Source organism: Caulobacter sp. FWC2 (assembly GCF_002742625.1).
Taxonomy (GTDB): domain Bacteria; phylum Pseudomonadota; class Alphaproteobacteria; order Caulobacterales; family Caulobacteraceae; genus Caulobacter.
Map to the genome: position 1 here is coordinate 2,971,752 of NZ_PEBF01000001.1, position 12,770 is coordinate 2,984,521.

Consider the following 12,770-nt stretch of genomic DNA (forward strand, 5'->3'; position numbering starts at 1 on the left):
TGAACACGAAGCGAAGTTCCAGGTTTGCGAAATCGGTCGACGCCGACTCCAGCGATCTAGGGCAGGACGTCAAACCGGCTTTCCTCATCATCAGATCGCGGTCAAGCTTCACAGTTCGTCACGTCACGGTGAGGCCATGCCCACTCCAGCTCTTGCCCTTTCGCAGGCTCCTGCGGTGATCGACACCGCCGTGCTGATCAAACAGGCGATCTTCTCGGCCGGCGTCGTGGCCGCCATCGTCGCCGGCGCCATCGCATTGATCAGCCTGTTTGCGAACTATCGCCTGGCGCTGAAGGTCCACCGTCAAAGGCTTGGCCACGAACGGGACCTGGCGCAGGAGCGCCAACGCGCCGAAACAGAGCTCGCACAATTGAAACTCCGGGAGGATCGGCGCTCGGCCTGGCTCGCGAGGCGGGCCTTGAACGCCGAAGGCATGCTGGCCGCTCTTTACGAGTTGGCCCACGCGCTTCGTGCAATTCGCAGCCCGTTGGTGCTTGGGGTCGAAATGGCGCCTGAGGAAGGCGTGGCCGACGATATCGCCTCTCACCCGGCCTACGCCATCATCCGCCGAATGCGCACCCACGAGCCCAAGATCGTGGCGATCGACGCCAAGCGCTTTGCCTTCCAGGCCTTGTTCGGCCGCGATAGCGATCCCCAGTTCCAGGCCCTGACGCGCCTTTGGAACAGTATCCACCACGCCGCGAGCGAACTCGTGCGATACCGAAACAACGATATCCCCCAGCAGGAAGCCTTTCTCGAACACTGCCGCCGCATAACGACGCTGGGGCTGGACCCGGACAACACGGAAGCGGCGTTGAACCAAGTCGTCGAGGCGTTCGAAGCCATCTGTCGCCCAGCGATCGAAGCGGCCGAGACTGTCGATGCGCCCGATTGATCTGGCGGTAGGTGAGGTCTTTCCAGGGGCGCCCCGTCGCCTCGTCCTTCCAGTGATCGCAGAGAGGGTTCCTCACGAGGCCGAAACGCCGCTCCGTCAGCGCGAGGCGCCGTCACCATAATAGCGGCCGATCCCAAAGGATCGGCCGCGCAGGCGCGGCCCCGCGTGCTCCGCCTCTCCAGCCTAAGAACGACGCCGCCGCACTCAGGCGCGGCGGCGTCCGGTCCTCAGTATTCCTCGGCCAACATCAAGGTCAGCACCCGCTTGGTCACGGCTGGGTCGGCCGGATCGGGCGAGGCCATGCAGAGGTCGAGGTCGTAATAGTCGATCTTCCAGAACAGCCGCGCGCGGCCGACCGTCACCGCGCCAAAGTCGCGCTCGGCATAGGGGTCGTTGTCCTCGGAGAAGTCCGCAAAGCGCGTGACGGCGGCGAAGGCGCTGGCCTGATCGGCCAGCGAAAGAGCGCGCACGCCTGGGGTCAGCATCCAGCCCGCGCCGGGCTCGGCCCGGCAGGCGTCGTTCAACACCGCGATAGCTGCGGCATGGTCTTGCTCGGTCATCGAAGTCTCTCCCTTCAGGGGTTCGGGCTCAGGCGCAAAAGGCGCGCCTGAACCCGACGCCCGTCGGCGAGACCGGGTGTGCAAACGGAGGGGCGGCTTCGCGGGGACCCGGCTGCAGGGCGTCCTTGAACAATGGCCAAGCCTTGCCCGCTTCGCCCGAAGCTGGGCGGAAGCCGATCCGAAGTGCGCCGAGGGCGGAGCCCTAAGCACGCGGGCAAAGCCCGCCCTCCAAGAATGAAGCCTGCACAGGAGCCCGCGCACCGCGCGTGGCGGGAGGCGGCGTCGAGCGGCCGGCGGCAGGCCAAAGCCTGCCCAAAAGGGTCGCGCCCGAGGGAGCGGCGAAAGCCGCGGGACCGAGCGTGACCGCCGGCCGCTCACCGTGTCGGGTGAAGCCGCGCGCGAAAACGCGCGGCGAGAACCCTCTGTTGGCTCGGGTTTCCAAGTCCGGGATCGTTCCCCGAAGCGACGCGGTCGGCGGAGCATCATAAAGTCGCCGAATGCCTGTCTTTCTAGCCGGCAGTACGCTCGCGCGAGGTTGGGGTTTGCCGTCGCGAGCGATGAGCGCAAGCCTCCTGGCATGCCCAAGCAGCGACCTTCTTCCCGTACCGTCGACCTGGACCTCTATGACTACCTAAATATCTTTCCGCCGCGACTACCAACACCCCCTGCCCCGCGCGTCTCCCTGTCGGTCACCGATGATTGGCCCTCTGCCGTGCCCATCGGCATGCGGGAAATCGAAGTGACCGAGACCCATTTGGAGAAGGTGCTGGCCGAATTGCTCGGACCCTTGCCCTGATCCCAGGAGCATCGGCATGGCCCGCAAGCCTCGTCTGCAAACCGCCGCCCCCGTTGTCACCAAAGCGGCGCTCTATCTCAGAGTTTCCACCGGCCGCCAGGCCGAGAGCGACCTGTCAATCCCCGACCAACAGCGGCAGCTGGCGACGTACTGCGCAACGAAGGGCTGGACCGTCGATCAGGAGTTCGTTGAGCCTGGCAACACGGCGACCGACGACAAGCGCCCGCAGTTCCAGACGATGATCGACGCGGCGCTGAGCAAGCCGCCGCCGTTCTCGGTGATCTTGGTGCATTCCTTCTCGCGCTTCTTCCGCGACCAATTCCAATTCGAGTTCTACGCCCGCAAGCTGGCGCGCAACGGCGTGCGGATCATCTCGATCACCCAAGAACTGGGCGATGATCCGATGAGCCTGATGATGCGTCAGATCATGAACCTCTTTGACGAGTACCAGTCGCGGGAGAACGCCAAGCACACATTGCGCGCCATGAAGGAGAACGCCCGCCAGGGGTTCTGGAACGGCGCGCGTCCGCCGGTCGGCTACAAGATCGTCGGCGCCGAGCAGCGCGGAACCAAGATCAAGACCAAGCTCGAGATCGACCCGGTGCAGGCTGACAAAGTCCGTCTGATCTACCGTCTGGCGCTGATGGGGGACGAAAACACCGGTCCCATGGGCGTCAAGGCGATCGCGTCCTATCTCAATGAGCGGGGCATAACGACCCGGAACGGCGGGCGCTGGGGGGTCTCGTCGGTCTACTACGTGCTGACCGCACCGACCTATGTGGGCGAGCATCACTTCAACAAGCGGGTCGCCAAGACCGGCGAGTTCAAGGACGAGGACGAACACGTCATATTGGCCGTGCCGCCGATCGTCACGCGCGATCAGTTCGATGCGGTGCAACGGCTCATGATCCAGCGCCGGCCGACCACGGCCCAGTCTCAGGCCTACTGTGGCCCAACCCTGCTGGGCGGGATCATCTTCTGCGGACAGTGCGGCGGGGCCATGACGCTAAGGACCGGACGCGGCAACGGCGGACAGTACCGCTACTACACCTGCTGCACACGGGCGCGGACCGGGGAGAGCGGCTGCAAGGGCGTGACCATGCGCCAGGATGCAGCTGACGGGGCGGTGGTCCACCACCTGGAGAACCGCCTGCTCGAACCCAAGCGCTTGGCCGCGATGATGGAAAACATCATCGATCGGCGCGACGCGTTCGTGCAGCGCCGCAGCAAACACATCGCCGACCTGCGCAAGCGGGCGACCGAGACCGACGCCAAGCTTCAACGGCTCTACCAGGCGATCGAGGATGGCCTGACCGATCCACGCGACAAGTCGCTCAAGTCCCGAATCTTCGAGTTAAAGGAAATCCGCGACGGTCTGGAAGGTGAGGCCACGCGCGCCGCCGCGGCCGTCGAACGGATGGGCACGAGCCTCACCCCGGCGCTTCTGAAACAGTTCGCCAAGGCGACTCGGGAAATGTTGAGGAGTGAAAACGGCGGCTATCGGCGGGATCTGCTGAAGGCGGTTGCTCAGCGGGTCGAGGTGACCCCAGAGGGGGGTCTTCGCGTCAGCGGCTGCAAGGTCGAGTTGCTGAGGACGATTTCAGCGAACAATGGCGTAGAGTCGGCGGCTGTAGACGTTCATACGCGTGTACCGGAGTGGCGCGCCCTGCTGGATTCGAACCAGCGACCGCTCGCTTAGAAGGCGAGTGCTCTATCCAGCTGAGCTAAGGGCGCGCGCTGGCCGGCCTGGTCCGCGAGCGCCCTAGTGGGTCCAGGGTTGCTTGCGGTTGGCGGCGAAGTTGTCGGCGTAGGCCTTGATGATCCGCTTGGGAGTCTTCGGCTCGAAGAGCTGGAACGGGATCTCGTGGCGCTGGGCGTAGGCCACCGCCTCGTCGCGCGTCTCGAAGGTCAGGCGGATCTGGCCGTTCATGTCGCTGGAGGTGGTCCAGCCCATCAGCGGGTCGGGCTTGCGGGCCGAGGCCGGTTCGAACTCCAGCACCCAGTCCTTGGTCTTGGCCTTGCCCGACTGCATGGCGTTCTTGGCGGGGCGATAGATGCGGGCCAGCATGGACCTCTCCCAGAGTACCTTACCGAGAATACCTTGCCGATGGTCGGAGCGGCAGGATTTGAACCTGCGACATCCTGGTCCCAAACCAGGCGCGCTACCAGACTGCGCTACGCTCCGAAACATCGGCAGGCGCGTGCTCTACAGGGGTTCGATGCGCGGATCAACGATCCGAACGCCCCAATTCACCCCTTCGGGAAGATTCGATGCATAACCCGGTCGCCAGGCAGGATGCCCAACTGCGCCGCGCGACCGCCCGCCAGCTCCAGAACGCCCAGCACTAGGCCGCCGGAGGCCAGCGGCGTCTCGTCGTGCGGACGGGCGTTGCGGGCGATCGACAGGATCTTGCCGTTCGGCGCGATGTAGATGATGTCGAGCGGAATCAGGGTGTTCTTCATCCAGTAGGCCACGCGTTGCGGCTTGGCGTAGGTGAAGAGCATCCCGTGGTCTGGGGCCAGGCTCTTGCGGAACATCAGCCCCCGCTCCTGCTGGGCGCGGGTTGCGGCGATCTCCACCTGGAAGCTCTGGCGACCACGCATGGTGACGATCTCGACCGTCTCCAGCTTGCCGCCAGCCGACTTGCCCTGAGGCGCGGCCCTGGCGCTGGCGCCCGCGCCGACGCCAAGCATCAACCCGGCCAGCAGCGCCCGCCTTCCGATCATCCGTTCCGCCACGCATCACCTCGGTGAAAGCCAATCTCGACCGAGACTAGCCTTCCCCCAGAGATCGAGGAAGCGAGATGGCGAAAGCGAGGCGGCGAAAGTCAGGCGTCGCCGGCGGTGATTTCCGCGACCACCAAGCCTTTGGGCCCGCGCGCGAACCGCACCAGGACGTCGTCGCCCGGCTGCAGATCCTCGAGCCCCCCCCTGCGGAGCGTCTCGATATGCACGAAGATGTCGCCCGGCTCGGCGTCACGAATGACGAAGCCGTAGCCCTTGGTGCGGTTGAACCACTTGACCTTGGCGTGCTCGGCCGGCCCCTCGGGCTCCAGGGCGTGACGCCCGTGGCCTTCCCGCATCGGATCGCGGCGCGGCGGCCCCTCGGCGAACGTTCGCCTCTGCCGCTCAAGCGGCGCGGCGGCGCTGCTTTCGTCAAGATTGACGACCTCGCACACTTGCCAGCCTTTCGGCCTTCGCACCACGTCACACACGATCACCGCCCCCTCCATGGCGGTTTCGCGGCCGCAGTTACGCAGCGATGTCACATGTAGAAGCACGTCCTTGAGCCCGGTTTGGCCCGGATCATCCGGTACGATGAACCCGTAACCCTTGCCGGCGTCGAACCACTTCACCTTACCGCTGATGCGCACGAACTCTTCGTGCGCCGCAGCGTCCTCAAAATCGAAACCAGACATCCCACCCCTCTGGCTCGCCCAATCAGCCCATCGGAGCGAGCACTACAAGAACAGTGTTCTCGCGTGAGGAGAGCCGTCAATGACGAATTCACGTCAAAACGGCGCTCATAGGCGAACCGCGACATTTCGTCGCAGAAACACCACAGAAACAATTCTGAAATACAGCCGAAGGTGGCAGTCCCTAGGGGAGTCGAACCCCTCTCTCCAGATTGAAAATCTGGCGTCCTAACCGATAGACGAAGGGACCACGTCGCCGCCGAAGCGGAACACAGCCGAAATATAGCCTCGCGGGGTGGCAGTCCCTAGGGGAGTCGAACCCCTCTCTCCAGATTGAAAATCTGGCGTCCTAACCGATAGACGAAGGGACCACGGCCCCGCGAGGAAGCGGGTGTATAGCCGCGACCTTAGGGGTGCGCAAGCGGGCGAAAGTCATTTTTTCGGTCCGCCCACACCGCCTGCGTCAAGGCGGCTAATCCGAGTACCTTGCGCGAGGATCGTGAGCGTCCTCGATCTCCAGCTGGACGCCATTGCGGCCCATGTAATCGTCCGGCTTCAGCTTGCCGACCACATCCAGCGCGCCGCCGCCGGCCAGCAGGCGCTGGCCCAGCGGTGTCTCGGCGCTGCGCCAGCTGATGGCCTTGATGCGGTCGCCGGTCGGACCGACGAGGTCCATGCGGACATGCCCCCCCTTCAGGGCCGAGACGCGGTCGGGCCGCACCTGGGTGAGCGCGAACATCGGCTCTGGATTGCCGGGTCCGAACGGCGCCAAGCGCTGGAAGTCATCGAGCAGCGCCCGATTCGCCGCGCGCGGCTGCACCAGGGCGTCGATCTCGACCGATTCGATTCCCACGGCCTCCATCTCTCCGGCCAGCCGCTCTTCCAGGAAGGCGCGGAACTCGGGAATCATCTCGGGACGGATCGACAGACCGGCCGCCATGGCGTGGCCGCCGCCGGCCATCAGCAGGCCGGCCTCGAAAGCGGCCTGGATAGCGCGCCCCAGATTGACGCCGGGCTGCGAGCGGCCGGAGCCCTTGCCGACATTGGCGGCGCGGTCGATGCCGATGACCACCACCGGCTTGCGATAGCGCTCGCGCAGGCGACCGGCGACGATGCCGATGACGCCGGGATGCCAGTCTTCGCCGGCCACAACGATCACCGGCGCTTCGGTGTTGAAATTGCCGCGCTCCAGAACGGCGGCGGCCTCTTCGACCACGGCGGCCTCGACGGCCTTGCGCTCGGTGTTGAGGCCGTCCAGCTCCTCGGCCAGGGCCGCAGCCTCCAGCGGATCGTCGGTCGACAGCAGCATGGCGCCAAGGTCCGAACGCCCGATACGCCCACCGGCGTTGATGCGCGGCCCCAGGATGAAGCCGGCGTGGAACACGGACGGTTCGCCCGAGCCCTTGCCGACCTCGAACAAGGCCTTCAGTCCGGGATTGGCCCAGGCGCCCATGGTCCGCAGGCCCAGCGCCGTCAGGGCGCGGTTGAAGCCGACCAGCTGGGTGACGTCGCAGACCTCGCCCAGGGCCACAAGGTCGAGCCATTGGCGCAGGTCCGGCTGCGGCCGCTCGTCGGTGAATAGACCGCGCTTGCGGGCCTCGCGGTTCAAGGCGGCCAGCAACACGAAGGTGACCCCGGCGGCGGCCAGAACCCCCTGCCCGCTCTGACAGCCCGGACGGTTGGGATTGACCACGGCGGCGGCGGCCGGCGGGTCCTCGCGCATCAGGTGGTGGTCGATGACCACGACCTCCAGGCCGATCTCGCCGGCGCTGGCGATGGCGTCATAGGCCGCCGCCCCGCAATCCAGGGTCACGACCAGTTCGGCCCCGCCATCGCGGATCGTCTTGAACGCCGCCGGGCTTGGGCCGTATCCCTCGGTTAGTCGGTCGGGAATGTAGATGGGCAGTTCGACGCCCATATAGCGGAACCAGCGAACCAGTTGCGCGGCGCTGGTGGCCCCGTCGACATCATAGTCGGCGAAGACCATGGTCGGCCGGCCCTGCTCCAGAGCGTCGATCAGGATCTCGGCAGCCCGGTCCATGTCGGTGAAGCTGGACGGATCGGGGAACAGCGCCTTCAGGGTCGGACGCAGATAGTGCTCGGCCTGCTCCAGCGAGACGCCGCGCGAGGCCAGGGCCCTAGCCAGCGGCTCGGTCAGGCCGTGCCGCTGCTGGATGTCGCGCACCACGGCCATGTCGGCCGGCCGCTCGCGCCAGGCGCGGCCGCTCAGCGAGCGTTCGACGCCCAGGAAGGCGCTGGGCAAGGCGCTGGCGGAAATATCGGTGACACCATCGGCAGGCATCGCTGGAGAGTAGCTGGTCACTTGGATTCGGACCATGCGGCGCCGAGACGACAGTCCCGGACGTGGGGAGTCTTTGCTTGGCGCGCGATGGCCGCCGAAACCGGCGACCACTTTCGGCTATCGCGCTTAGCCGGCCTGAACCTCGCGACGGACCGCCTCGACCTCGTTGGCCGAACCCAGCACCACGGGCACGCGCTGGTGCAGCTTGGTCGGCTGGATGTCGAGAATATCCGTGACACCCTCGATCGACTTGCCGCCCGCCCGCTCAATCAGCAGGCTCATCGGGTTGGCCTCGTACATCAGGCGCAGCTTGCCGGGCTTGGCCGGCTCGCGAGCGTCCCACGGGTACATGAAGATCCCGCCGCGCATCAGGATGCGGTGGACGTCGGCGACCATCGAGGCCACCCAGCGCATGTTGAAATTCTTGCCCCGCGGGCCATCCTTGCCGGCCAGGCAACCGTCGATGTAGCGGCGCACGGGCGGCGCCCAGTGGCGTTGGTTGGACATGTTGATCGCGAACTCGGCCGTGTCGGCCTTGATCGCCAGGTTCGGGTGGGTCAGCAGCCACTGGCCGTCGGCGCTCAGCGTGAAGCCATCGACGCCGTCCGACAGGGTCAGGACCAGCATGGTCTGCGGGCCGTAGACGGCGTAGCCGGCCGCGACCTGATTTCTGCCCGACTGCAGGAAGTCGGCCTCGGTCGGCGCATGGCCGCCGGGCGCGGGCAACACCGAAAAGATCGTCCCGACCGAGACGTTGACGTCGATGTTGCTGGAGCCGTCCAGCGGGTCGAAGGTCACCAGATAGCCGCCCACACGGCCGGTCGGCTCGACCTCTTCCAGTTCTTCCGAGGCCAGGCCAGCGACGGCGGCGCAGGCTTTCAGGGCGTCGCTCAACATGTCGTTGGTGATGACGTCGAGCTTCTTCTGCTCCTCGTCCTGGACATTGGTGCTGCCGGCCGCGCCCAGGCTGCCCGACAGGGCGCCGCTGGCGACGACCCGGCTGATCTCCGCACAGGTCTTGGAGATCGTCAGGACGACGTCCTTGAGGGCGGCGTCGGCCGGCTCGGCCGCGAGCCGGGCGGCCAGGTCGACAAAGGCAGTCATCTATAATCCTCGAAACCGAAAGCAGAGCGGTCGCCTCTACACGGCGGCCGTGACAGGAAGATCCTAGACCTTCCGCTTCATGCGAACCTCGCGGACCGTGCCCGTCGAGGAGTTCATAACCAGGGTATGGGTGTGGACGCAGCCATCGCGGAAGACGACGCCGTCCAGCAGTCCGCCGCGGGTCACGCCGGTGGCGGCGAAGATCGCCTCGTCCCGGACGATCTCATGCAGGTCGTACTTCTTGTCGAGTTCGGTGATGCCCCACTTGGAGGCGCGCGCCCGCTCGTCGTTGTTGCGGAACAACAGGCGTCCCTGGAATTGGCCGCCGACGCACTTCAACGCCGCGCAGGCCAACACGCCTTCCGGCGCGCCGCCCGAGCCCAGATAGAGGTCGATACCGGTCGAAGGATCGGTGGTGTTGATCACCCCAGCCACGTCGCCGTCCGTAATCAGATGGATGCGGGCGCCGGCGGCCCGGACTTTGGCAATGATGTCGGCGTGACGCGGACGATCCAGCACGCAGACGGTGATCTCGGTCTCGGCCACGCCCTTGGCGTCGGCGATGGCCTTGATGTTCTCGGCTGGCGAGCGGTCCAGGTCGATCACCCCGGCGGGCAGGCCCGGACCGCAGGCGATCTTGTCCATATAGGTGTCGGGCGCGTTCAGCAGCGTCCCCTTCGGCGCCCAGGCCATCACCGTCAGGGCGTTAGGCTGGGCCTTGGCCGCCAGGGTCGTGCCTTCCAGCGGATCCAGGGCGATGTCGACCTTGGGGCCTTTGCCCGTACCGACCTTCTCGCCGATGTACAGCATTGGCGCTTCGTCGCGCTCACCTTCGCCAATGACGATCTCGCCATCGATATCCAGCGTGTTCAAGGCGTTGCGCATCGCGTCGACGGCGGCCTGGTCGGCGGCCATCTCGTCGCCACGACCAAGCATCGTCCACGAGGCGATGGCGGCGGCTTCGGTTACGCGAACGGCGTCCAGGACCAGCGAGCGGTCCAGGGTGTTCGAACTCATCCGTCTCTCCCGACCGCCCCGAAAGAAGGCGGCCTTGTTCCCAATGTCGCCTTCAACGCCGAGTTTTCTCGGTCGTCTAGATGCGCGCGACGCGCAGGAGGCGGGGACGCTCTAGCACGGTATCGAGCTTTTCGATGCGGCTAATCGCGTCCAGAAGTTTCGATTCCGGCGTCGCATGGGTAACGAGCACGATCGGCACGCCACCTGCGCCTTCGACGGGCTTTTGCAGGAAGCTGTCGATCGAAACGCCGCATTCGGCCAGGGTTTCGGAGATGGCGGCGATCACGCCCGGCTGGTCCTTAACCATCACGCGCAGATAGGCCTTACCCACCGCGCGGGCCGGATCGATGGCGATGAACGGGGCCAGATCGCCGGCCGGAGCCTGGAACACGGGGCGCACGGCCTTGGTCATCACGTCGGCGATGTCGGCGGCGACTGCGGCGGCTGTCGGACCCGCGCCCGCGCCCGGCCCCTGGATGAAGATCCGGCCGATGCGCTTGCCCTCGATGAACAGCGCGTTGAGCGCGCCGCCCGCCTGAGCCAGCGGGTGCTCCAGCGGGGTCAGCGACGGATGCACCTTCACGGCCACGCCATCGTCGGTCTTGGCGGCGCTGGCGACCAGCTTGATGCGGTAGCCCAGATCCTTGGCCAGCTTGATGTCGAGCAGTTCGACATCGCTGATGCCCTCGATCTCGGCGGCCGCAAAGTTCGGGGCGCAGCCAAAGGCCAGGGCGGCCAGGATGCTGATCTTGTGACCGGCGTCGAAACCGCCGACATCGGTGGTCGGATCGGCCTCGGCATAGCCCAGGCCCTGGGCTTCGCGCAGCACGTCGGCGAACGAACGGCCCGTCTTCTCCATCTCGGTGAGGATGAAGTTGCAGGTGCCATTGAGGATGCCCGCCACCGAGACCACGTCGTCGCCGACCATGGCCTCGCGCAGCATCTTCACCGCCGGGGTGCCGCCCATCACGGCGGCCTCGAACAGCAGCGGCACGACCTGGGATTCAGCCAGGGCGGCCAGTTCGGCGCCGTGCACGGCGATAAGCGCCTTGTTGGCGGTTACCACCGGCTTGCCGGCCTTCAGGGCGGTTTCGACCGCGACCTTGGCCGGGCCGTCGCTGCCGCCGACCAGCTCGACGAACAGATCGATATCCGGAGAGCCTGCCAGGGCCACCGGATCATCGAACCAGGCCAGGTTCGAGATGTCGACCGTGCGCGCCCGCGACTTGTTGCGGGCCGAGACGGCGGTGATCACCGCCCGGTCGCCGGCCGGCGCGAAATCCGGGCGCTCGGCCAGGAACTGCAGCAGGCCGCCGCCGACGGTGCCCAGGCCCGCGACGCCGATGCGCCAGGTCTTCTTCGTCATCTTAGAATCCTTGGAGGCAGAACCGGCCCTTTAGGCCTGTTCCATCTTGTTGTGGGCCTTGGCCAGGATGGAGTCAGCGTTGGCGATGAATTTCTTCACGTTGCGCGCGGCCTGGCGGATGCGGTGCTCGTTCTCGACCAGACCGATCCGCACATAGCCCTCGCCGTACTCGCCAAAGCCGATGCCGGGGGCGACGGCGACGCCGGCCTCCTCGATCAGCAGGCGCGAGAACAGCATCGAGCCGGCCTCGCGATAGGCCTCGGGGATCTTGGCCCAGGCGAACATCGAGGCCGGCGGATTGGGGATGTCCCAGCCCGCGCCCTTCATCGACTTGATCAGGGTGTCGCGACGGCTCTTGTAGATCCCCCGGATCTCATCGACGCAGTCCTGCGGACCGTTCAGCGCGGCGGCCGCGGCCACCTGCACCGGCGTGTAGGCGCCGTAGTCGAGATACGACTTCACGCGCGCCAGGGCCGCGCAGATGCGCGCGTTGCCGACCACCATGCCCACGCGCCAGCCGGCCATGGCGTAGGTCTTCGACAGCGAATTGACCTCGACCGCGATGTCCTTGGCGCCGTCGACCTGCAGGATCGACGGCGGCGGGTTGTTGTCGAAATAGATCTCGCCATAGGCGACGTCGCTGATCACCAGCAGATCGTGCTTCTTCGCCAGAGCGACGGCGTCCTTGTAGAAGTCGAGATCCACCCACTGCGCGGTCGGGTTCGACGGATAGGACAGGATCAGCACGGAGGGCGGCGGCACCGAGTGCTTCACCGCGCGGCTGATATTGGAGAGGTACTCTTCCGGCGACAGGGCCGGCACGTGGCGGATGATGCCGCCAGCCATGATGAAGCCGAAGGCGTGGATCGGATAGGCTGGGTTCGGGCAGATGATCACGTCGCCCGGACCGGTCAGGGCCTGGGCCAGGTTGGCGAAGCCTTCCTTCGACCCGAGCGTAGCGATCACCTCGGTGTCGGGGTTCAGCTTCACGCCGAAGCGACGGCCGTAGTAGCCGGCCATGGCCTTGCGCAGGCCGGGTATGCCCTTGGAGGCCGAATAGCGCCCCGCCTTGGGGTCGCGCGCGGTCTCGATAAGCTTGTCGACGATATGCTGGGGCGTGGGCATGTCCGGATTGCCCATGCCGAAGTCGATGATGTCGGTCCCCTCGGCGCGGAGGCGCGCCTTGATCTTGTTGACCTCTTCGAAGACGTACGGCGGCAGGCGGCGGATACGGTGAAAATCGGTGCTCATGAGGGCTCTGTGCGCCGCTTCGGCGCTCTGGGAGCTGAAAGTCGGGCATGGATAGACCCCGAG

At 66.1% G+C, this 12,770-nt stretch carries 11 protein-coding genes, 4 tRNA genes and 1 pseudogene; 3 read left to right on the plus strand and 13 right to left on the minus strand.

Annotation, left to right across the window (positions count from 1 at the left end):
• Positions 1–175: 175 nt before the first annotated feature.
• On the plus strand, positions 176–895 hold the full coding sequence (locus CSW62_RS14220; RefSeq protein ID WP_143324404.1) for a hypothetical protein: 720 nt from the start codon (positions 176–178) through the stop codon (positions 893–895).
• Positions 896–1,122: 227 nt separating this feature from the next.
• Here the strand turns inward: CSW62_RS14220 and CSW62_RS14225 are convergent, their stop codons facing one another.
• The gene (locus CSW62_RS14225; RefSeq protein WP_099578846.1) at positions 1,123–1,455 is read right to left on the minus strand and encodes a DUF3768 domain-containing protein; all 333 of its coding nucleotides are present in this window, start codon (positions 1,453–1,455) and stop codon (positions 1,123–1,125) included.
• Positions 1,456–2,032: 577 nt separating this feature from the next.
• On the opposite strand from CSW62_RS14225, the gene CSW62_RS14230 reads away from it, so the two are divergent.
• Both CSW62_RS14230 and CSW62_RS27485 read left to right on the plus strand, forming a co-directional pair.
• The gene (locus CSW62_RS14230) at positions 2,033–2,251 is read left to right on the plus strand and encodes a hypothetical protein (RefSeq protein ID WP_099578848.1); all 219 of its coding nucleotides are present in this window, start codon (positions 2,033–2,035) and stop codon (positions 2,249–2,251) included.
• Between the two features lie 16 nt (positions 2,252–2,267).
• A complete protein-coding gene (locus tag CSW62_RS27485; protein WP_099582303.1) occupies positions 2,268–3,950 on the plus strand; it encodes a recombinase family protein in 1,683 nt (560 codons plus the stop codon).
• On the opposite strand, the gene CSW62_RS14240 is transcribed toward CSW62_RS27485, so the two are convergent.
• From CSW62_RS14240 to CSW62_RS14295, 12 genes and pseudogenes are all read right to left on the minus strand, one after another.
• Positions 3,909–3,985 (minus strand) — tRNA-Arg (locus tag CSW62_RS14240). The two genes, CSW62_RS27485 and CSW62_RS14240, sit on opposite strands and share 42 nt — an antisense overlap.
• A 28-nt stretch (positions 3,986–4,013) precedes the next feature.
• On the minus strand, positions 4,014–4,319 hold the full coding sequence (locus CSW62_RS14245; RefSeq protein ID WP_099578850.1) for an ETC complex I subunit: 306 nt from the start codon (positions 4,317–4,319) through the stop codon (positions 4,014–4,016).
• A gap of 40 nt (positions 4,320–4,359) precedes the next feature.
• Positions 4,360–4,436: transfer RNA gene (locus CSW62_RS14250), tRNA-Pro, on the minus strand.
• 65 nt (positions 4,437–4,501) lie between these two features.
• Positions 4,502–5,168: pseudogene (locus CSW62_RS14255) on the minus strand (DUF192 domain-containing protein).
• Positions 5,080–5,670, minus strand: a complete 591-nt coding sequence (cspD, locus tag CSW62_RS14260) for a stationary phase survival cold shock domain protein CspD (protein WP_099578854.1) — start codon at positions 5,668–5,670, stop codon at positions 5,080–5,082. Before cspD ends, CSW62_RS14255 begins: the two are co-directional and overlap by 89 nt.
• Positions 5,671–5,842: 172 nt before the next feature.
• A tRNA-Glu gene (locus tag CSW62_RS14265) sits at positions 5,843–5,917 on the minus strand.
• 46 nt (positions 5,918–5,963) lie between these two features.
• Positions 5,964–6,038 (minus strand) — tRNA-Glu (locus tag CSW62_RS14270).
• 101 nt (positions 6,039–6,139) lie between these two features.
• Entirely contained in the window at positions 6,140–7,969 is a 1,830-nt protein-coding gene (recJ, locus tag CSW62_RS14275; RefSeq protein WP_099578856.1) for a single-stranded-DNA-specific exonuclease RecJ, read from the minus strand.
• Positions 7,970–8,095: 126 nt separating this feature from the next.
• Positions 8,096–9,073, minus strand: coding sequence for a class 1 fructose-bisphosphatase (locus CSW62_RS14280; protein WP_099578858.1), 978 nt, complete (start codon positions 9,071–9,073; stop codon positions 8,096–8,098).
• 63 nt (positions 9,074–9,136) lie between these two features.
• On the minus strand, positions 9,137–10,090 hold the full coding sequence (gene glpX / locus CSW62_RS14285; RefSeq protein ID WP_099578860.1) for a class II fructose-bisphosphatase: 954 nt from the start codon (positions 10,088–10,090) through the stop codon (positions 9,137–9,139).
• 76 nt (positions 10,091–10,166) lie between these two features.
• Positions 10,167–11,456 carry a homoserine dehydrogenase gene (locus CSW62_RS14290; RefSeq protein ID WP_099578862.1) on the minus strand — a complete coding sequence of 430 codons (1,290 nt, stop codon included), beginning with the start codon at positions 11,454–11,456 and terminating at the stop codon, positions 10,167–10,169.
• Positions 11,457–11,486: 30 nt separating this feature from the next.
• Positions 11,487–12,707 (minus strand): LL-diaminopimelate aminotransferase, encoded by a 1,221-nt coding sequence (locus tag CSW62_RS14295; protein ID WP_099578864.1) that lies wholly within the window; start codon positions 12,705–12,707, stop codon positions 11,487–11,489.
• Positions 12,708–12,770 lie beyond the last annotated feature (63 nt).